The organism is Paenibacillus xinjiangensis, assembly GCF_059686975.1.
Genome location: NZ_JCAALS010000014.1, coordinates 124545 through 145384 on the forward strand (window position 1 = coordinate 124545; position 20840 = coordinate 145384).

The window sequence follows — 20840 nt, forward strand, 5'->3', positions numbered from 1 at the left end:
GATATGTCTGCTCGTAACCTGAATAAGCGGGGCCGAATCAGATTACTTGCTTGCGGATTCCTGCTCCTCGTTCTAGCCTTAACAGCAGCTTGCAGCAATGCGACGAATAATAACGGTAATAATGATGCAGGGGAAGCAAGTGCTTCCCCTGTTGCTACGAGTGAAGGTGTGAAGCCTGCAGCAGCCACATTCGAAGTGGATGAGCAGCCAGGCACGGTCTATTATGAAGTATTCGTCCGTTCCTTCTATGATACGAATGGTGATGGTATCGGCGATTTGAATGGAGTAACAGCGAAGCTGGATTATCTGAAGGAGCTTGGTGTCGGCGGTATTTGGATGATGCCGATTAATGCGTCACCGAGCTATCATGGCTATGATGTAACGGATTATTATGCGGTTAATCCGGAGTATGGCACGCTAGAGGATCTGAAGAGGCTGCTTGAGGAAGCGCATAAGCGCGACATCAAGGTGATCATGGATCTGGTTGTTAACCATTCAAGTAAAGAGCATCCATGGTTTAAGGAAGCGCTAGCTGACCCTTCGAGTCCATATCGCAGCTGGTACCAATTCGCAGGTGCAGATGATAAGGTAGCTAAGGATGGGGCAATGAGCTCTAATCCATGGCATAAGTCTGGTGATACGCAGTACTTGGGCATATTCTGGGAAGGCATGCCAGACCTGAACTTCGATGAGCCAGCGGTACGCGCAGAGATGATTAAGATTGGTCAGTACTGGCTGGAGCAAGGACTCGATGGCTTCCGTCTAGATGCTGCTAAGCATATTTATGGGGATTTCACTTCAACCGTTAATACGGACGAGGTAAAGGCCGCGAATCAGAAGTGGTGGCAGGAATTCCGCAGCGGCTTGATGGAGCAGAAGCCGGATGTATTCCTGATTGGTGAAGTGTGGGATTCCCTAGCTGTTATTGCTCCTTATTTCGATAAGGCTCTGGATTCGGCCTTTCACTTCGATCTAGCTGGTAAGCTGCTTGGGGCTGCCAGCTCTGAGCGTGACCCGGATATCGCCTTTACGCTAAAGCGGGCATATGGCCTATATAGTGAAACCTCCGGTGGAACGTTCACGGATGCTCCATTTCTAAGCAATCATGATCAGAACAGGGTTATGACAGCGGTGAACGGGAATGTAGACCATGCGAAGATGGCGGCTTCCTTGCTGCTGACGCTGCCAGGCAACCCATTCCTCTACTATGGCGAAGAGCTGGGTATGAAAGGGGCTAAGCCGGATGAGTATATCCGTGAGCCTATGCCATGGTATGCGGCGGCTTCTGGGGGAGAAGGACAGACCGCTTGGGCAGTGTCCAAGTATAATACGGACCCGGCTGCTGTTTCCGTTGAGGTACAGCAGAAGGATGAACAATCCTTGCTGGCGCATTATAAGCAGCTGCTGCAATGGCGCAAGGAAGAGCCAGCGCTGCGTGATGGCACGATTGATGAATATGAGCTGGCAGACGCCCCGTCTGCGGTTAGTGCTTTCGTGCGGGTAACGAAGACAGAACGGGTGCTCGTCGTTCATAATTTATCAGGTGAAGCACAATCGGTGACGCTGCAAGCCGTTGAGCCTTATGGTACATTCAGCAGCATCAGCCATTCCAGTAAAGAAGGTGCAGTGCTGGATACCGGCAAGCTGACGCTGCTGCCGTACAGTACCGTTATTGTGAAGTAAGATGCACGTTATTGTTCTAATCAGAAAGGCTGTTTCACTCGTAGGCAACTACGTGATGAAACAGCCTTTCTTGCGTTGATAGGCCTTACAGCGAGAAGAAGGCACAACCTACACTTTCCAGTGGGTCGTACCTTCTTCTGATCGAGCAACGGGTTGTTCACCTGTCTATTAGAATTGCATCTTAAGCATGAACGCTCTCATGTGCTTGTGCTTCAAGGAAACGTTCGCAGTCGAGCGCTGCCATACATCCACTGCCTGCAGCTGTAATAGCTTGGCGGTACTGGCGATCCTGAACGTCGCCGCAAGCGAACACGCCAGGAATATTCGTCTCAGAGGTACCAGGCTTCACGACAATGTAGCCTTGATCATCCGTCGTAACTTGGCCATTCAAGAAGGCCGTATTAGGCGTATGACCGATCGTGATGAAGACACCGTCTGTCTCCACAAGCTCTTCCTCGCCGGTCGCATTGTTGCGAACCTTCAGTCCTTGCAAGCCTTGCTCGCCTGCTACAACCTCAAGCGGTGTGCGATTCAGGTTCCAGCTGATTTTTTCATTCGCACGGGCACGATCCTGCATGATTTTGGATGCGCGAAGCTCATCACGACGGTTAACGACTGTGACTTCGGAAGCGAAGCGAGTTAAGAACACAGCCTCCTCCATAGCGGAATCGCCGCCGCCGACGATTGCGATTTTTTTGCCACGGAAGAAGAATCCGTCACAAGTTGCGCAAGTGCTGACGCCGCGGCCGATGTTGTCCTGCTCACCTGGAATGCCAAGATACTTGGCTGAAGCTCCTGTTGAGATGATAACACTCTCAGCCTGAAGCTCACCGATACCTTCTACATCAAGTGTGTAAGGGCGTTTGCTGAAATCTACGCTTTTGACAGAGCCGGTACGGAACTGAGCACCGAAATTCTGAGCTTGCTTACGCATATTGGACATCAGCTCGCTGCCTAGAATACCTTCAGGGAAACCAGGGAAGTTCTCGATCTCTGTCGTTGTTGTCAGTTGACCGCCTGGCTGCCAGCCTTCAATAACAAGAGGTTCCATATTAGCACGCGCCAGATAGATCGCTGCTGTTAATCCGGCAGGGCCGGTGCCTATAATAATTGTTTTATACATAATCGTTCCTCCATTTCATACGGTACGAGAAATTGAATTGTTCACAATTTAAAATTATTACAATGTGGAGAGAAAGTCAACTAAGTTCATCTTAAATTCATCTAGTTGTATTATTGTATAGGGAGTTATACATAGGGGGTTATTCTATATGCCTAAAATATTAGTAGTGGATGATGATCCGAATATACGCGAGCTGGTAAGTCTGTTTCTCCGCAGGGAAAGCTTCGAGGTGATGGAGGCGAAGGATGGGGAGGATGCGCTCGCCCAATTGGAGACAGTAAGGCCAGACCTGGCCGTTATTGATATCATGATGCCTCGGATGGACGGATGGACGCTGTGTGCTGCGCTGCGGGAATCCTTCGATATGCCGCTCTTGCTGCTGACGGCCAAGGGGGAGACGGCACATAAAGTGAAAGGCTTCGAGCTTGGTGCGGATGATTATGTGGTGAAGCCATTTGACCCGCCTGAGCTGATTGTAAGAATCAAGGCACTTCTGAAAAGATACCGGATCGCCTCTTCACAGAAGGTGGATTTCGGCAGGATTTCTATGAATCGCAGCGACTATCGCGTGATGGCGGACGGAGGAGACATGATGCTGCCGCCTAAGGAATTCGAGCTGCTGTTCAAGCTGGCAAGCTATCCGGGCAAAACCTTTTCCAGAGAAAGTCTGATAGAGCAGTTGTGGGGAATGGATTACGAGGGCGATGAACGAACCGTTGATGTTCATATCAAAAGACTGCGTGAACGGTTCCCTGAGGAGCAGTTCGGCTTCCGGATCGTCACGGTTCGAGGACTTGGCTATCGGTTGGAGGAACGGACATGATTCGCAGTCTATATGTACGCATTACCCTTACCTTTCTCATCATCGTTATTATTAGTATGGGGATTTCGTATATGATGGCTGACCAGCTGTTTCGCAGAGATATGCGAGGGCAGTTCGGGATGGAAACCAGGAATACGATAACTAGAATTGAGCAGCTCTATAATGTGTCTACACCGCGGTCCCTTCCTGCTTTTCTACAAGGGGTATCCGAATTTCAGGGGTTAACGATTGTAGCGGTGAACGGGAACAATCAGGCTATAGCGATAGGTGCGACGAGCCAGCTTATTATGGATCAGCTGTCAATGGATACGCTGCAGCTTGTTTTTAATGGGTACACACAAACCATTCGAATAGAGGATGAGAATATAGAGCAGTCCGTGGAGAGAATTGCCTTCGGACAATTGGTCAGGTTCGGCAATATGAACTGGGCTGTATTCGCCATTCCTGATCGTGTGCCACAAATTCGCAGCTTCCAGAGAAATACATATACGATTCTAATTACTCTGCTCGTTGTTGGCAGTATTCTCATTCTCATTGCCGCCCGGTATTTAGTGAAGCCGCTCAAGCTGATGACAGCTGCGACAACACGTATCGCTAAGGGTGATTTCACCGTTGCGCTCAAGGTGAAGCGGAAGGATGAGATGGGTGATCTGGCGAACAGCATCAATCAGATGTCACACAGCTTATCCAAAATCGAGCTGATGCGTCAGGACTTCGTATCTAACGTCTCTCATGAAATTCAATCGCCGTTGACCTCGATTGGCGGCTTCGCTGAAGCGCTTCGCAGCGAGGAGATGAGTGTGATGGATCGCAATCGCTATGTAGGCATTATTAAGCAGGAGAGTGACCGACTATCCCGGCTGAGTGAAAACTTATTAAAGCTGGCGTCGCTTGATTCTGATCATCATCCTTTTGTAACCTCGACATACCGGCTTGACCGCCAGCTGCGCGATAGCGTTCTGTTCTGTGAGCCGCACTGGCTGGCTAAGCGGTTGACGGTCGAGCTGTTAATGGAAGAGACAGTCATTACGGCGGATGAGGATCAGCTAAGTCAGGTATGGATTAATCTACTGACGAACAGTATGAAATTCACGCCAGAGGAAGGGAAGATATCGTTTCATCTGACGGAGCAGGATGGCTATGCGGTTATACGAATTGCTGATACCGGGATCGGCATTCCTCCGGAGGAGAGGGAGCGCGTATTCGAGCGGTTCTACAAGGCTGATGTGTCGCGTGATCGTACGCAAGGCGGGAGCGGCCTAGGGCTATCCATAGTGAAAAAAATAATCGATATTCACCAAGGCTCCATCGAGATCGAGGAGACCGGTGAATATACACAGGGTGCTGTATTCATCGTTCGGCTGCCGCTCCATAACAAGCAATCAGATGAATGAATGACGAATAACCGCTGTGAATAGGGGATGGGGGCTGTGATGCTCCTTCAGCAGCTGGTTATCGCCTAGATATAATTCTTCATTAGAGTTATGATGAAGCGATAGTAGTATTAATTATAAAGCTGGGGAGTGACACGGAAGATGAAACAGCAGGTAAGGAAAGCGATTATACCGGCGGGAGGACTTGGCACAAGGTTTCTGCCAGCCACGAAGGCGCAGCCGAAGGAAATGCTGCCCATCATTGATAAACCGGCCATTCAATATATAGTAGAAGAAGCTGTGCAGTCCGGCATTGATAGTATCGTTATTGTTAGCGGACGTCACAAGCGTGCAATTGAGGACCATTTTGACAAATCGGTGGAGCTTGAGGCAGAGCTGGAGGAGCGCGGCAATGAGCAGATGCTGGCGATCGTCCAAGAAATATCCCAATTAGCGGATATCTATTATGTGCGTCAGAAGGAGCCGCTCGGGCTTGGACACGCCGTATTATGCGGTAGAAGATTCATTGGCGATGAGCCGTTCGCTGTTCTGCTTGGCGATGATATATTGAAGTCCGAGCCGCCATGCCTGCAGCAGATGATACATACCTATGATCGTACACAATCTTCTGTAGTAGCAGTAACGGAAGTGCCTTGGGACCAGACGCATAAATACGGGATTGTAGATTTCGAGCCGGGCAATATGGATGGAAGGGTGCGGGAGCTGATTGAGAAGCCGCTGCCTGGGCAGGCTCCATCGAATTGGGCTGTAGTTGGGCGCTATGTACTGGAGCCTGCCATATTCGATCTTCTAGAGCGTGCAGAGCCGGGCAAGGCGGGTGAGATCCAGCTAACAGACAGCCTTCAGCGACTGAACCGCATTTCACCTCTCACGGCCCATCGCTGTACTGGGAAGAGACATGATGTGGGTGATAAGCTTGGCTTCGTACAGGCGACGATCGATTTCGCACTCGAGCGGGAAGACTTATCAGCCGACGTATTGAAGTACCTGTTGGAAAGATTGCCAACATTGGGTAAATCTTAATAGACTATTTATTTAATTTTAAGGTTCATTTCAGATTGAGGCATTATTATTAGCACTACAGTAAGTAGTGGTGTACAAGGAATGAGAAGATGAAGCTGACAAATAAAAGTCATCTCAGAGGCTTGGATCGCTTTTTCGGACCGCTCGAAGCAAAGATTATGACGATATTGTGGTCGCAGCCTGATCTGTTCATCAAGGACATTCAGACGATTCTCGAGCAGCGGGATAAGCCGATTAACTTCAACACGGTCATGACCGTCATGAACAGGCTTGTAGACAAAGGCGTTCTGAGGAAGACGGCAGCGGGTAGAGCTTCCAGATACACCCCTGTTCAGTCTAAGGAAGAGTTCCTGGAAGGCCAATCCAAGGAGCTCTCTCAGGAGCTGCTGCAGGACTTCGGTCCGCTCGTCGTCAGCCACATGTTCGATGCGATGGAAGAGGTAGATCCGAAGCTTCTGGAGCAGCTGGAACAAAAAATCAAATCTCTTAAAAAAGGAAAGTAGCGATGTGGAATCGTCGTTCGACAATGGTGTTCTATGGATGTCTGTTGATATCCGCCTTTATGCTGATTGAAATGGTCGCCTATACCACCCATTTCTTATTCGGGTGGCAGCAGGCAACCTATAACATGTTCGAGCTATGTCAAAGCTGGCTTAAGAGAAATGGACTGTATATTGCCGGCCATTTGATGAATGGGGTAGTAATCCTTACCTTTACTCATCTGCTATGGCTGGTCGCTAAGCAGCTCATAGGTGTGCATGCAGCTGTAAATAAGCTGAGGAAGCTTGAAGATCATCGACTGTCTTTGTCGATGTACGCAGATTATGGCAGCACTGCCGCATCGATCATGATTGTCTCAATGCAGGAGCCGCTTGCGATTACGATCGGCTTCTGGAAGCCTAGAATTGTACTGTCGACAGGCCTGCTGAAGCTCCTCGATGAACAAGAGCTGGAGGCTGTTATGCAGCATGAACGATTCCATCAGATTAACCGTGATCCACTGAGAATGATGTTATTGTATGTGTGCGCATCTGTATTCTGGTACATTCCGATACTGAGACGCGGGCTAGAGCAGTACAGGCTTAGCCGGGAGGTTCTAGCAGATCAATATGCATTAAATAGATTGGAATCGCCGTTAGGACTAGGGAGCGCACTGCTGAAGCTCATTAAGAGGAAGCATCATTCTTATGGACAGTACTCCTTCGTCTATGCATCCTTCGCCGAGCATTCCATTAATTACAGAATTGAGAAAATCGTTAATCCAGGTGCGGCAGTGCCCGCATGGCGCCTATCATGGCCAGATATGCTCATGTCCACTGCAGCATTCGGGATCATTTCTACCCTGTTCGCAGCACGTATAATGCTGTGAACTTTTTTTAAACAGAAACACTACTCTATGTAGTGTAAATTTGGAGGAGATTAATGATGAAGAGAAAAAATGCCCTTATTACTGCTGGAGTTGCTGTTGCCTTGCTAGTTGGAGGAGGCGGCTATGCCGCTTATGATTATTTTGCAGGCAATCATGTTGAAGTGAAGGATGTTATTGCCGAGGCTTCCTCAGAGAATGCTGGTGCTGTAGTTGACATGGATGAGGTTAACGGACAATGGAGTATTGATCCAACGTCCGAGGTGTACTTCTCGGTTACAACGTCCAAGGAAACCGTCAATTTCGCAATCAGTCAAGTAGCTGGAAGCTGGACAATCGATACGTCGGATATCAGCAACACGAAGGGGGAAGGTGCGGTTAATCTAGACCTGCTGGATTCCGGAAATGGTCAACGCGATGGTCATATTAAAGGGGCTGACTATCTGGACGTGGAGGGAACTCCTGAGGCTACATTCACAGCAGACAGCTTCAAAGACCTTCCGACGGAGTGGACAGAGGGACAGACTTTCCCGCTCAGCATGTCGGGGACACTTACGATCAAAGGCATATCCAAAGACGTAACCTTCAATGGTGAGGCTGTTTACAGCGGAGGCGTCATCAATATGGAGAGCAGCACAATCGTTACATTCGAGGATTTCGGCATGAAGAACCCGCATACGGTTGTACTCGATACTGAGAATAATGTCGTTGTACAGCTGAGGCTTACGTTGAACTCAGAGCAGCAAGCTTAAGCACGGATTATGTAGAAGAGGCGGAGTAACAAGAGATGATCTTGTTGCTCCGCCTCTTAGTTGTATAGCTTTAATGATGCTTGTGGACGGGTTACAGTCTTATATGTACGTACAAATTAACAATATGGTATAATAAAAGTCGTACAATTAAACCGATTAAGGTGTTCCCCCTGCATATATGCGTTGCTTGATCGTCATTATTTGCGCAAGCATGGTACAAATGCCTCTAGCGGCTAGAAGTAACAGTCCAGCAAAACTATTGGAGGTATCCGATGAGTAAAAAATACGCAATTGGTGTCGACTATGGAACGCAGTCTGGACGCGCAGTGCTCGTAGATCTGTCTAATGGAGCTGAGATTGCTGAGCATGTGACGCCATATCGTCACCATGTCATTGATGAGCAGCTGCCCGTATCCGGCATCAAGCTGGAGCATGATTGGGCGCTGCAGCATCCAGCTGACTATATTGAGGTATTGGAAAGCTCCGTGCCTGCGGTTATGAAGGAATCCGGAATTGCAGCTGCTGATGTGATTGGTCTTGGCATCGACTTCACTGCCTGCACCATGCTTCCGATTGATGCGAGCGGCAATCCACTCTGCCTGCAGGATGATTATAAGGAAAATCCGCATAGCTGGGTGAAGCTGTGGAAGCATCATGCCGCGCAGGATGAGGCTAACCTCATTAATGAGCTTGCAGCCCAGCGAGGAGAGAGCTTCCTTTCACGCTACGGCGGTAAAATTTCTTCTGAATGGATGCTTGCGAAGGTATGGCAGATCCTGAACGAGGCACCAGAAATATATGATGCCGCTGACAAATTCGTTGAGGCAACGGATTGGGTTGTTGGTCAGATGACTGGCAGCATCGTGCGCAATAGCTGTACGACTGGCTATAAGTCGATCTGGCATAAGCAAGAAGGCTACCCAAGCAGTGACTTCTTCAAAGCGCTTGATCCGCGTCTTGAGAACTTGGCGGAGACGAAGCTTCGCGGTGAAGTATTGCCGCTTGGCACGAAAGCTGGCGGGCTGACGGAAGAGATGGCTTCGCGTATGGGACTTGCTGCGGGAACGGCAATTGCGGTTGGCAACGTAGATGCGCACGCCGCTGTTCCAGGCGCAGGTGTAGTAACGCCAGGCAAGCTGGTTATGGCGATGGGAACCTCGGTCTGCCATATGCTGCTTGGTACGGAGGAGAAGGAAGTAGAAGGGATGTGCGGTGTCGTAGAGGACGGTATCATTCCAGGGTGTTATGGCTATGAAGCAGGTCAGTCAGCGGTAGGTGATATTTTCGAATGGTATGTTGAAGAGGCTGTTCCTGCTTATGTTACTCAAGAAGCTGCACAGGCTGATGAGAGCATACATGTGTATCTGGAGCGCAAAGCTTCAGAGCTTGCCGTTGGGGAGTCGGGGCTAGTCGCTCTGGATTGGTGGAACGGCAACCGTTCCGTACTCGTGGACACGGATCTGTCAGGTACGATTGTCGGCCTAACCCTTCTGACGAAGCCATGGGAAATTTACCGCTCGCTGCTGGAAGCGACGGCATTCGGCACACGCAAAATTGTTGAAGCGTTCCACAGCAGCGGTGTAGGAGTCAATGAGCTGTACGCTTGCGGCGGATTGCCGCAGAAGAACCGTCTGCTTATGCAAATCTATGCAGATGTAATGAATCGCGAGATCAAAATTGCGGATTCCAAGCAGACTCCTGCTCTAGGAGCTGCAATGTTCGGCGCAGTCGCTGCAGGAGCGGCTCAAGGCGGCTACGATAATATTGTAGACGCAGCACAGCAAATGGCACGTGTCCGTGAAGAGACGTTCAAGCCGATTCCAGCTAACGTCGCTGTCTATGATAAGCTGTATGCGGAGTACAATCTGCTGCATGAGTATTTCGGCCGCGGGGCTAACGATGTCATGAAGCGCTTGAAGGAAATAAAGGAAGCAGCGAATTAATGCGTTCTTATTGCATTAGTATTGTAGGTAATGCGAGTGTGCAATGGCTTTTGTGGCACGGCTCTATTTGAGGCTGCGCCATCTTTTTTTTATTCCCATCATTTAAAAATGGAGATCATTTACTTTTTCATATAGAATAGAAGAAAGTGTGTAGACAGATATGATTGCGGTGGGGGATGAATGAAGTGTATTGCCATCATTGCGGAAGAGAGCATGCAGCTGATGCCGTGTATTGCAGCCAGTGCGGCAAGCTGCTCGATTCTCTTGTGACGACAGCAGAAGAACAGGACAACAAGCAGCTAACACCCCTTGGTGAATGGGAAATGGGATCATCAGAAGTGAGTGCCAGCCTGGAGCTGGAGCCTAATCGGGCAGTAGTATTCAGAGGTCGGTCTATGGTGACCGGATTGATTCCTATATTTATATTCGTGGTGACGGCTGCGGCCGTATTTTCCTTTTACTGGTATGAGTCCAGACTGAATGATCAGGTGCTCGGATGGCAAGAGCAGGCGAAGCAGGAAGCGCTTGAAGGGAACTATGCGGGGGCGCTGGACCGGTTACATAAGGGAGTGGAGGCAAGACCGAATTACGAATCGCTCCAAGCAGACCTTGCCATTGTTGAGGAAGCCGCTGCCTTCCAGCAGTCAATCGATACAATTGACGAGAAGCTTAAGCAGGATAGTGTAGTGGATGCGAAGCCGCAACTCGAGCAGTTGATGACCAAGCTGCGAGGCCGCGAGGAGCAGGTGTTCGCTGTAGTACGAGAGCAGGCTGCGGATTTGACCGTTCGGATGACGGTTATTCAGGTTGAAGAGGAGCTCGCAGGTCTTCAGACAGTCGATGAGCTTGTCGTGAAGCTGAATCAGGTCAAAGGCTTGAGTGGTGAGGATGCTCTTGCGTTGAAGCAGCAGATTGAAGCGAAGATTGCGGAGATCAGTTCCAACGAAGCGGAGGCTCTCTTGAAGAAGAAGAATTTCACCGATGCGTTAGCCATTATTCAAAAAGGAATGACCTATGTACCCGATGATATGAAGCTTGTTAAGCTATACGACAAAGTGCAGAACGATAAGAAGAGCTTCGAGCAGGCTGAGCAGCAGCGGATAGAGAATGCGATGCAGAAGGCTGCCGAAGAGGAATTGATTAACCAGACAGCAGCTGTAGAAGTGCTGAAGACGGATACGGAACTGGATATATTCGGTGATTTTCACATTGAGGGCAAGCTGAAAAATGCGGCTACACGGCCTATTTATTCGGTTTCAATTGAATATACCGTTCGTGATTCAGAAGGAAATGTAATTGAATCCGGAACTGCTGAGGCGACCCCTTCTTATGTTGAGCCTGGGGAAACCTTCAGCTTTACCGCGGTTGTGCATCATGTAGAAGATGAAAAAGCGACTGTTGTTATTGATCACGCAACATGGTATTTGGACTAGGAGACGATTGAGATGAGAAAAGGAACGTGGGTGAGCCTCATCACGTCTGTTATTGTCTTATGCGGAGGGGTTGGAGCAGCCATTGCGATCCGTTCGGAAATTCCGAAGCAGCTGACGGGCGCACCTCTGCTGGCGGATGTGGGGAAGAGTGAGAGTGGTGTAGCGAAATCATTAAAGGATATCATATATGAGACTCAGAAGCTGGTCGTGATGATTGAGACAGACGACGGCAAGCAGGGCTCAGGATTTCTGTATAACAATCAAGGAGATCTGATTACGAATGCGCATGTCGTATCAGGCGTCCAGTGGGTTAAGATCAAGACAGCAGATGCGAGAGAGTTAGAAGGCGAAGTAATTGGCATAAGCACGGAGACGGATGTAGCTGTCGTGCGGGTAGCCGATCTAGCTGGTATTGAGCCTCTCCAGATGATTCGAGACGATAAAGCGGATGTCGGCGATGATGTGCTGGCGGTGGGCAGTCCTCTAGGGTTTCAGAATACAGTAACGACGGGCATTATTAGTGGTCTAGGACGAAGCTTCGAGATCGAGCCTTACCAGTATACAGATTTGTATCAAATCTCTGCAGCGATTGCTCCAGGCAATAGCGGGGGGCCGCTTGTCAGCAAAGAAACAGGCGAGGTGCTCGGCATCAATTCAGCAGGCATCGAAGAAGGCTCAATCGGCTTCAGTATTCCGATCGTTAATGTTCTGTCGTTAGTTGAGGAATGGTCCGCCAGTCCCATGTCGACGCTCCCGCAGCTCCAATATTCCGATGACGATGGCATCGTTCAACAGGATGCTTCAATTACGGAGTATGCGGACTACATGGTCACGCATTTCTACGACAGCTTGAATAACGCGGATTATGTGTATGCCTATTCCCTTCTCGGAGGCAATTGGAAGCTGGGCACAAGCTATGAGGAATTCCGCGAAGGCTATATGGGCACCCGAAATGTGGTTATTGACGATAGACATGTGACATCAAGCGGTGAAGATGAGGCGACAGTGACGGCGATTATATCCGTGGATGAGCGTGTCGAAGGCGAATATAAATTAAGCAAATATCAAGTAACGTATTTAGTGGGCTATGAGAATGACCAATTGAAGCTGATTAGCGGCAAAGGCAAAGCGATTCTTCAGGACAAGGACAAAAAATAAGGCTAAGAGCCGATTTCTGACTTCCGATTAGGAGGCTAGAATCGGCTCTTCTTGTTGAGCGGGCGAAGGGTCATCGCTTGTACCCCGGATAATTGTAGTCGGTATTTTTCAACTCATTGATAATGTTCATCGAGCTGATATGATTCTTCGTCTCGTCTGTGCCGATGCGGTATACGATGCGATAGAGCTCCAGAAGATCCTGATTGAACTTATCGGTTGCTGGATCGTGATCGGCAGATTTGTAGGGTATAGGGGCTTTGAAGGCGGTAAAAGCATCATCCGATTGCAGTCGCTCAAGCGCGATTCTGAGCTCCTCCATCTCTTCCTCTGTAGCGTGTACTTGCAGCTGTTCAGAACGGGAGGGCTCTGTATCAACGGATTTGCCAGATACAGATATGTAGTAGGTTCTTTTGCCCAAAGCATGATTCATGATTGTTCTCTCCTTTTGTAATTAGGTTCTATTAATGAGTACCCACGAAGCTTCGTTAGTGAAACGAGACAAGTGGCTAAAGATCCCAACGGGTGAGACTGAAGAATGTCATCAGAAAATAAAAATCGAGGCTGCCTTGTAAGGAATCAAGGGCAGCCTCGTCGTGCATTGCTCTATCGGGGGTAGAGCGAACAAGCTTAATACGAAGGAGGGAAATCTGATATTTCCTCGATGGCCTCGTCATCTTGACGGCCTGAGAATTGGAGCTCAAGAGAAACCCTATCATTGCGCTGAATAGGGAAGTTCAGCAGTATTGATGGAATAATACGACCGTTCAGCCTTAGAACATAGGTGATAGGTCCGCCGATTGGAATACCGCTGACCGAGGCAATCTGGCCATTCGGGTTGAACCGGACAACGCCTGTCTGAGCTAGAGCAAGGTAAATAGTCAGCCCTAGACGGAATCGAACGTTGTAGGCTCGTGTAACGTTAGGGAAGAACCGGCCGCCATTAATAATGACAGTTACAGTAGAAGGGATGCCTGGCGGGAATGGAACAGGTATTGGGAATGGGAATGGGAAAGGAAACGGGAACGGTCCTGGTCCAGGAGGGAACGGTCCTGGTCCAGGAGGGAACGGCCCTGGTCCAGGAGGGAACGGCCCTGGTCCAGGAGGGAACGGCCCTGGTCCAGGAGGGAACGGTCCTGGTCCTGGAGGGAACGGCCCTGGTCCAGGAGGGAACGGCCCTGGTCCAGGAGGGAACGGCCCTGGTCCAGGAGGGAACGGCCCTGGTCCAGGAGGGAACGGCCCTGGTCCAGGAGGGAACGGTCCTGGTCCGGGAGGGAACGGCCCTGGTCCAGGAGGGAACGGCTCTGGTCCGGGAGGGAACGGCCCTGGTCCAGGAGGGAACGGTCCTGGTCCAGGAGGGAATGGCCCTGGTCCAGGAGGGAACGGCCCTGGTCCGGGTCCCGGTCCAGGACCAGGGCCTGGGCCAAATCCACCGGGCATCAGCATACGAGGTCCACCGCAGCCACAGTTATGTGCAGTAGTAGTGCCTTGCCCTTCAATATACATATAAGTACGACTCATACACTAGTCAGACTCCTTCACGCTTATAATTAGGCATTTATCCTAATCCATCTTATGCGGCAGATGCCTATCCTTGTGTCTGAGTTATCTCATTCTATGCAAAAAGGCAGCCCTTCAGGTCACTAGAACCTTGAAGGGCTGCCTCTATCCACGCGAAGCTGTATTATTTCACTGCAGCTTCGTAACGTTTGCCAACTTCAGACCAGTTCACAACGTTCCAGAACGCTGCGATGTAGTCAGGGCGTTTGTTTTGGTAGTTCAGGTAGTATGCATGCTCCCATACATCCAGACCAAGTAAAGGTGTTTCGCCTTCGAAGATCGGGCTGTCTTGGTTAGGCAAGCTTGATACTTTCAATTTGCCGTCTTTAACAGACAGCCAAGCCCAGCCGCTGCCGAAGCGAGTTGCTGCTGCTTTTGCGAAATCAGCTTTGAATGTATCGAAGCCGCCAAGCTCGCTCTCGATTGCTGCTGCAAGTGCACCAGTTGGAGCTCCGCCAGCGTTAGGTCCGATTGTTTCCCAGAACAAGGAGTGGTTAGCATGTCCACCGCCGTTGTTGCGAACAGCCGTACGGATCGCTTCAGGAACGATTGCCAGGTTGTTAGCAAGAAGCTCTTCGAGCGACTTGTCTTGCAATTCAGGAGCAGACTCCAGAGCAGCATTCAGGTTCGTTACATATGCATTGTGGTGACGGTCATGGTGTATTTCCATTGTCAATGCGTCGATATGTGGTACCAGTGCGTCGTTAGCATAAGGCAAAGCAGGTAATTGATGAGCCATAGTAAACATCCTCCTAAGAATAAAATATGTAAGTCTCTTTATTCATTATCCATTATCCGATCAAATAAATCAACATTGATGTTTCAAAAGTCGATTTGTCCTCGGTAATGCTGCCAATCATTAGAATAACACGCATATAGCGTAAATATGCAAAATCGGGAGCATACGAAACAAAATGAACGTAAATAGGTTAAAAGTACCTGTAAGCGCTTAAAATAAAGCGTTTTCAGAGGAATATCGCTATTTTCTTTAAATTTTTTAAGTTTTTTTAAAGATTTAAGCAGGAATTCAAGAAAAAGTGTCGTATTTTATAACCTTGCAGCACTATGACAAGGTATAGAAGGTGTATATTCAATGAACGTTCGTTCCTTCCAGTTGTCTGATTACAGACCACTAACGGCACTTCTAGAAGATGTACTTACCGAGGATTGTTACGAGCAAACGATGGAAGCTTTTGCACGTCAATTGTCATGGGACAGTGACTTGGTTCTAGTTGCTGTCGAACAGTCGGAAATTGTAGGTATGATCATCGGTACAATCGATAATAACAAAGGTTATTATTATCGCATTGCCGTTCAACCTGACCATCAACGGAAAGGAATCGGCAAAGCGCTTATTCAATCTTTGCGTCAGCGCTTCGAGCAGCGTAATGTTACGAAGATACTAATTACCGCTGACGAATATAATGAACCGGTTCTTCCGCTGTATGAAGCTATGGGTTATGCCTCTAACGACTTTTTCCGATCGTTTCAAAAATTAAGTATTATAGCAGGCTAGAGCGGCATTGCCGCTTGATAGCCGTGTGTGCAGGGCATATCTGCACCGCCATTGCTTTTGGCGGTGAGATATGCTTTTCTATTTAGAAGGGTAATATAATATAAGAGAAGCGTATAGCTTGCTCTTGCTATAGAGGATTAAGGAGAACACAGCATGGACATGTATCGGCATTGTGTGATCAAAAGCTTCAAGCATGACGGACATCTTCATCGTACATGGCTGCGCAACTGGCTAGTTCCGGAGGAACGTCTAGCACCTCAGCATAGAGGGGAAGCTATGATTGTACTGATTAATCGCCAGACGCCGATTCAGGAATCCGATGGCAAGCTGTGGATCAGCCGCGTGCCTGCGGTTTCTTTTTTCATACCGGGTGAATGGTATAATATCGTCGCTTTATTAGAAGAAGGCGGAATCCGCTATTATTGCAATATTGCATCACCCCCTTATCAGCAAGGGGACGTGCTTACGTATATGGATTATGATCTGGACGTCATTCGGACGAGAGAAGGTATCCGGCATATTGTGGATCAGGATGAATACGACATGCATAAGCTTCTCTTTCATTATCCGGCAGTGGTAGAGGAGAAGGTACAGGCAGGGCTTACGGCATTGCTGAAGCGGATGGATCATAACGAGGCGCCTTTTGATGATCAAGCTGTCAGAGCTTATTACGAGGAATGGCTCCGAGAGCATAGGGAAAGCGAGGCGTAACCTAGTGAGCATATCACCTACGGAGAATACAGAACAAGGATCCGAGCCAGTTACTCCGCGGAAGCATGGCTGGGTTAAGGAAGCTCTCGATTGGATGAAGACGATAGCGGTATCTTTCTCAATCGTTATGGTGCTTCATTTGTTCGTTTTTAACCTATCGACGGTAGAAGGTCATTCGATGGAGCCGACGCTGCGCGAGAAGGAATGGCTATTCGTGAATAAGCTGGTGTACAAAATGCATAACCCGAGAGTAGGGGATGTCGTTATTTTGCAGGACCCCACCTCGCATGGAGAAGAGAAAGAGCTTCTAGTGAAGAGAGTGGTTGGCGTCCCTGGGGACAAGATCGAGATTTATAACAAAGAGCTGTACCGTAACGGAGTCAAGGTCGAGGAGACTTATATTGACAGTGTTATTGAAGATTTGGATTTCATGCCGATTATGGTAGAGGAAGATTCCTATTTCGTTATGGGGGACAATCGCCATGCTCGTGCAAGCAAGGATAGTCGTATGTTCGGTACGGTGTCAGATTCTTTGATACAGGGCAGAGCTGACTTCATCGTGTGGCCGTACGAACAGATCACATCGTTATAGCTATAGGGGATGTTAGTCAATGAAAGAGGTAACCATTTATACAGACGGCGCGTGCTCCGGGAATCCAGGGCCAGGCGGATGGGGAGCTGTCTTGTTCTATGGCGCACACCGCAAGGAAATCTCAGGTGCTGAGAAGCACTCGACGAATAATCGAATGGAGATACAGGCGGTTATTGAAGCGTTGAAGCTGCTCAAGGAGCCTTGTCAGGCAAGGGTATACAGCGATTCGGCTTATGTGGTTAATTGTTTTTCGAAGGGCTGGATTCATGGCTGGCTGCGCAACGGCTGGAAGAACAGTAAGAAGGAGCCGGTTGAAAATCAGGATCTATGGCAGAACCTGTGGGGGCTGATGAAGCTGCACACCGTGGAATATATCAAGGTTAAAGGTCACAGCGACAACGAGTGGAACAATCGTTGTGATGAGCTGGCGCGTGAAGCGATAAAACGATTGTAAGGAGAAGATGGCAATGACAGGCGATGACTGCTGGGTGATGTTGAAACAGGAAATGCAAGCTGCAGCGGCAAGCCTTGGCATTGACAAAATAGGCGTAGCCTCTGCTGATCCATTCACAGCACTGAAGCAGACGCTGCTCCGGCATCGCGAGCTTGGCAGGGAGTCAGGCTTCGAGGAGGCTGATCTGGACAAACGGACGAATCCTGCCCTGCTGTTCGACAACCCTCAGTCTATTATTGCCATCGCAATCGCTTATCCCTCCAAGATGAGTAACCCGCCGAAGTCAGAGCCCGGCGCTAGACGCGGCATCATGTCGCGCTCGGCTTGGGGAGAGGATTACCATAAGGTATTGCGGGACAGGCTTGGCAGGCTGGAAGCTTGGCTGCGAGAGCGAGTGCCGGATATTCGTGTAGAGAGCATGGTAGATACGGGAGCGCTCGTCGATCGGGCTGTAGCCGAGAGAGCTGGAATTGGTTGGAGCGCCAAGAACTGTGCGATTCTGACGGAGGATCTGGGTTCATGGGTTTATCTCGGAGAGATGATTACGAATATCCCGCTGCCGCCAGACCAGCCTGTAACAGAGGGCTGCGGGACATGCACCAAATGCATTGATGCCTGTCCAACCGACGCTCTCGTTGGTCCCGGGCAGCTGGATTCCAAGAAATGCATATCCTTCATTACACAGACGAAGGGCTTCGTACCCGAGCCTTATATGCGCAAAATCGGCAACCGCTTATACGGCTGTGATACTTGCCAGACGGTATGTCCGGTTAATCGTGGGAAGAATTGGACGCATCAGCCGGAGCTTCAGCCTGATTATGAGCTGGTGAAGCCACTGCTCGTGCCGCTTCTAACGATCGGCAATAAGGAGTTCAAGGATCGTTATGCGAGCAGTTCATCCGCATGGCGTGGGAAGAAGCCGATTCAGCGCAATGCGGTTATTGCGCTTGGCAACTTCAAAGAGGTGAGTGCAGTGCCTGATCTAATCGGCGTATTGAAGCAGGACACACGTCCGGTTATGCGCGGAACGGCAGCTTGGGCACTCAGTCGAATTGGCGGCATTGAGGCGACAGCAGCTGTGCAGGAGGCCCTTCCACTCGAAAGTGATGAAGAGGCCAAAAGCTATATGGAGCGTGCGCTCGCGGTGCTGGAAGGCAGAGAGGATTTGGCCTGAGATTTACTTCTGTGGAGTGTTTGCGAACACCCGCTTTACATGCTATTATTGGTCAATGTATAGCATGAAATAGTATGGACAGCAGAGATAGGAAAGGGTCAGGTGAATATTGTTTATGGCATTGGATATTATTATCCCGATAATAACATTAATCGTTGGGGCGGTTGGCGGATTTTTTGTCGGCGTCTTCTACTTGCGCAAACAGCTTGAGAAGATGCAGAATGATCCGGAGATGATCCAGAAGATGGCCAAGCAGATGGGCTATAATTTGAATAAACAGCAAATGACGCGTGCGCAGAACATGATGAAGAACCAGAAGATGCCGCGCAAATAAAGACGACAATTCGTCGAGGGTGCCGGAGAGGATGATTCGAAGTGGCGGGGAAAAAAGACTACGTCAATTCGGCGGTATCTCGCAATCGGGAGCAGATAGAGTTTCATGTCAAAGAGATTTTGAAGCTGGTTGGCGAGGACGTTGAAAGGGAAGGCTTGCTGGAGACGCCAGCTCGCGTGACCCGTATGTATGAAGAAATATTTGCAGGCTATGAAGTATCGCCCGAGGAAGTGCTTGGGGTAACCTTCGATGAGCAGCATGAAGAGCTGGTCATTGTGAAGGATATCGTGTATTACAGCCAATGCGAGCATCATATGGCGCCTTTTTTTGGAAAAGCCCATATCGGATACATTCCTAGTGGCAAAATCGCCGGTTTAAGCAAGCTGGCTCGGCTAGTCGATGCGATTACGCGGAGACTGCAAGTACAAGAACGAATCACGACGCAAATCGCGGATATTATCGATAAAGAGCTTCAGCCTCATGGCGTAATGGTAGTCGTTGAGGGAGAGCATCTGTGCATGTGCTCTCGCGGGGTTAAGAAAACGGGCAGCAACACGGTTACTTCAGCCGTACGCGGCGAATTCCGTACAAGCTCCGCATTGCGCTCGGAGTTCCTAGCTCTTCTTAAGCAATAGATGTAGAATGAACAAAACCACTGCAAGAACAGATCATTAGGATCTGTATTGCAGTGGTTTTTTTTGAGCCAATAAAGGGAATGTTCTACTATAGCAGGCTATGCGGCATCGCTATCATACTGTTGATCTACTTGAGATAAGAACAGTGCAGCGCGTTGAATATATTCATTAGGAGAAGCCCGGAACAGCATCTCATGCTGTCCTTGTGGAACGATCCAGGAGCGCGACAGTGGATTGGTCTGTCCAGCGGCAATCGATTCGGCTACTCCATAAGGAGCCTTCACATCTTCTGTACCATGAATAATATAGAGCGGTATCTCATAATTGTTGGTCAAGATTTGGTCGAATGGAATATCAGAGATTTTGGAACCAGACCATAGAGGCAGCATCGTCTCGATCAGCGTCATGGAAGGGAATCTCGGCAGATCAACAACCTGGGTAACATTGTTATACAAAGTGTCTGCATCTGTAACAAATAAACTATCGAGAATCATAGCATCAATATCATCGGTCTGCAGAGCGGATTGCAATGCAGTTCCTGCACCCATGGAGAAGCCCCATACGATTATTTCCTCTGCTCCCCGTGATTTGGCGTACTCAACAGCTGCGAGCAGCTGTTGGGATTCCTCCAAGCCTCCTGTAGCAGGAGCCTTATAGGCAGAAGAAGCGTAACCATAGTCAAAAAGAACCACATTATAATGAAGGCCATTAAGCAGCTTCGTTAAATCATACATAGGGACCCACGTTTCCTCACGGTTAGCACCGTACCCATGGCTGAACACAATTGTACGGGTAGAGGAATCTACCGAAGAATCATCGGCTGCAGCTGGAACATACCAGCCGTCAACGGTGGTACGGCCACTCATGCTTGGGATAACAATATCCTCATAATCTAAGCCTACTGCGGCTTTGGGGTTGGATATTAGAGGTGCAACATACGGATAGGTAAGCATCCAGGCTACGTAGCCATGAAACACAACGGCAGCAATCAAGATCATGGCAGTCAAGGAGGCAATCAGCGCAACGAACAGATGCTTGTTGCGGCGAGTCTTCGTCTGCGGGCGGAGCTTGTGTAGCCCCAGTCCACCGTCTAATGAAGGAAAGGGTTGTGCAGATTGGGGAAATCCGCCTTCAAGCGGCATAGGAGTCATTATTGTCGTACTCATCGT

Annotated in this window: 22 protein-coding genes; 17 read left to right on the top strand and 5 right to left on the bottom strand. The window is 49.2% G+C overall.

The window, feature by feature from the left end; translation table 11 throughout:
- The first annotated feature begins 3 nt into the window (after positions 1-3).
- The gene (locus AC6ESP_RS15590) at positions 4-1683 is read left to right on the top strand and encodes an alpha-amylase family glycosyl hydrolase (protein ID WP_497097643.1); all 1680 of its coding nucleotides are present in this window, start codon (positions 4-6) and stop codon (positions 1681-1683) included.
- A gap of 181 nt (positions 1684-1864) precedes the next feature.
- Here AC6ESP_RS15590 and trxB read toward each other — a convergent pair whose 3' ends face one another.
- A complete protein-coding gene (gene trxB / locus AC6ESP_RS15595) occupies positions 1865-2806 on the bottom strand; it encodes a thioredoxin-disulfide reductase (protein ID WP_497097644.1) in 942 nt (313 codons plus the stop codon).
- 148 nt (positions 2807-2954) lie between these two features.
- On the opposite strand from trxB, the gene AC6ESP_RS15600 reads away from it, so the two are divergent.
- The 9 genes from AC6ESP_RS15600 to AC6ESP_RS15640 all read left to right on the top strand — a co-directional run bounded on the left by AC6ESP_RS15600 (position 2955) and on the right by AC6ESP_RS15640 (position 12698).
- Positions 2955-3629, top strand: a complete 675-nt coding sequence (locus tag AC6ESP_RS15600) for a response regulator transcription factor (RefSeq protein WP_497097645.1) — start codon at positions 2955-2957, stop codon at positions 3627-3629.
- Positions 3626-5023, top strand: coding sequence for a sensor histidine kinase (locus AC6ESP_RS15605; protein ID WP_497097646.1), 1398 nt, complete (start codon positions 3626-3628; stop codon positions 5021-5023). The genes AC6ESP_RS15600 and AC6ESP_RS15605 overlap by 4 nt, the downstream gene beginning before the upstream one ends.
- Before the next feature lie 141 nt (positions 5024-5164).
- Complete coding sequence (gene galU, locus AC6ESP_RS15610) at positions 5165-6046, top strand: UTP--glucose-1-phosphate uridylyltransferase GalU (protein WP_497097647.1); 882 nt, start codon at positions 5165-5167, stop codon at positions 6044-6046.
- An 89-nt stretch (positions 6047-6135) separates the two neighbouring features.
- The gene (locus AC6ESP_RS15615; protein WP_497097648.1) at positions 6136-6549 is read left to right on the top strand and encodes a BlaI/MecI/CopY family transcriptional regulator; all 414 of its coding nucleotides are present in this window, start codon (positions 6136-6138) and stop codon (positions 6547-6549) included.
- A gap of 2 nt (positions 6550-6551) precedes the next feature.
- Complete coding sequence (locus AC6ESP_RS15620; protein WP_497097649.1) at positions 6552-7415, top strand: M56 family metallopeptidase; 864 nt, start codon at positions 6552-6554, stop codon at positions 7413-7415.
- A 56-nt stretch (positions 7416-7471) separates the two neighbouring features.
- Entirely contained in the window at positions 7472-8164 is a 693-nt protein-coding gene (locus AC6ESP_RS15625) for a YceI family protein (RefSeq protein WP_497097650.1), read from the top strand.
- 272 nt (positions 8165-8436) lie between these two features.
- Positions 8437-10107: a ribulokinase gene (locus tag AC6ESP_RS15630; RefSeq protein WP_497097651.1), complete on the top strand. Its 1671-nt coding sequence runs from the start codon at positions 8437-8439 to the stop codon at positions 10105-10107.
- A gap of 176 nt (positions 10108-10283) precedes the next feature.
- Positions 10284-11540 (top strand): FxLYD domain-containing protein, encoded by a 1257-nt coding sequence (locus tag AC6ESP_RS15635; protein WP_497097652.1) that lies wholly within the window; start codon positions 10284-10286, stop codon positions 11538-11540.
- Positions 11541-11552: 12 nt separating this feature from the next.
- On the top strand, positions 11553-12698 hold the full coding sequence (locus tag AC6ESP_RS15640; protein WP_497097653.1) for a S1C family serine protease: 1146 nt from the start codon (positions 11553-11555) through the stop codon (positions 12696-12698).
- A gap of 70 nt (positions 12699-12768) precedes the next feature.
- On the opposite strand, the gene AC6ESP_RS15645 is transcribed toward AC6ESP_RS15640, so the two are convergent.
- The 3 genes from AC6ESP_RS15645 to AC6ESP_RS15655 all read right to left on the bottom strand — a co-directional run bounded on the left by AC6ESP_RS15645 (position 12769) and on the right by AC6ESP_RS15655 (position 14994).
- The gene (locus AC6ESP_RS15645) at positions 12769-13128 is read right to left on the bottom strand and encodes a hypothetical protein (protein ID WP_497097654.1); all 360 of its coding nucleotides are present in this window, start codon (positions 13126-13128) and stop codon (positions 12769-12771) included.
- A 197-nt stretch (positions 13129-13325) separates the two neighbouring features.
- Positions 13326-14216, bottom strand: a complete 891-nt coding sequence (locus AC6ESP_RS15650) for a hypothetical protein (protein WP_497097655.1) — start codon at positions 14214-14216, stop codon at positions 13326-13328.
- Positions 14217-14379: 163 nt separating this feature from the next.
- Positions 14380-14994 carry a superoxide dismutase gene (locus AC6ESP_RS15655; RefSeq protein ID WP_497097656.1) on the bottom strand — a complete coding sequence of 205 codons (615 nt, stop codon included), beginning with the start codon at positions 14992-14994 and terminating at the stop codon, positions 14380-14382.
- A gap of 354 nt (positions 14995-15348) precedes the next feature.
- Between AC6ESP_RS15655 and AC6ESP_RS15660 the strand changes: the two genes are divergently transcribed.
- The 7 genes from AC6ESP_RS15660 to folE all read left to right on the top strand — a co-directional run bounded on the left by AC6ESP_RS15660 (position 15349) and on the right by folE (position 19671).
- Positions 15349-15771, top strand: a complete 423-nt coding sequence (locus AC6ESP_RS15660) for a GNAT family N-acetyltransferase (protein WP_497097657.1) — start codon at positions 15349-15351, stop codon at positions 15769-15771.
- A gap of 153 nt (positions 15772-15924) precedes the next feature.
- Positions 15925-16482, top strand: a complete 558-nt coding sequence (locus AC6ESP_RS15665; RefSeq protein ID WP_497097658.1) for a DUF402 domain-containing protein — start codon at positions 15925-15927, stop codon at positions 16480-16482.
- Positions 16418-17074, top strand: a complete 657-nt coding sequence (lepB, locus tag AC6ESP_RS15670) for a signal peptidase I (RefSeq protein ID WP_497097659.1) — start codon at positions 16418-16420, stop codon at positions 17072-17074. The genes AC6ESP_RS15665 and lepB overlap by 65 nt, the downstream gene beginning before the upstream one ends.
- 19 nt (positions 17075-17093) lie before the next feature.
- Entirely contained in the window at positions 17094-17528 is a 435-nt protein-coding gene (gene rnhA / locus AC6ESP_RS15675; protein ID WP_497097660.1) for a ribonuclease HI, read from the top strand.
- A gap of 7 nt (positions 17529-17535) precedes the next feature.
- The gene (queG, locus tag AC6ESP_RS15680; protein ID WP_497097661.1) at positions 17536-18702 is read left to right on the top strand and encodes a tRNA epoxyqueuosine(34) reductase QueG; all 1167 of its coding nucleotides are present in this window, start codon (positions 17536-17538) and stop codon (positions 18700-18702) included.
- Between the two features lie 121 nt (positions 18703-18823).
- Positions 18824-19036: a YneF family protein gene (locus AC6ESP_RS15685; RefSeq protein WP_497097690.1), complete on the top strand. Its 213-nt coding sequence runs from the start codon at positions 18824-18826 to the stop codon at positions 19034-19036.
- Positions 19037-19077: 41 nt separating this feature from the next.
- A complete protein-coding gene (folE, locus tag AC6ESP_RS15690) occupies positions 19078-19671 on the top strand; it encodes a GTP cyclohydrolase I FolE (RefSeq protein WP_497097662.1) in 594 nt (197 codons plus the stop codon).
- A gap of 98 nt (positions 19672-19769) precedes the next feature.
- Here folE and AC6ESP_RS15695 read toward each other — a convergent pair whose 3' ends face one another.
- Positions 19770-20837, bottom strand: a complete 1068-nt coding sequence (locus tag AC6ESP_RS15695) for an alpha/beta hydrolase (RefSeq protein WP_497097663.1) — start codon at positions 20835-20837, stop codon at positions 19770-19772.
- Between the last annotated feature and the right edge of the window lie 3 nt (positions 20838-20840).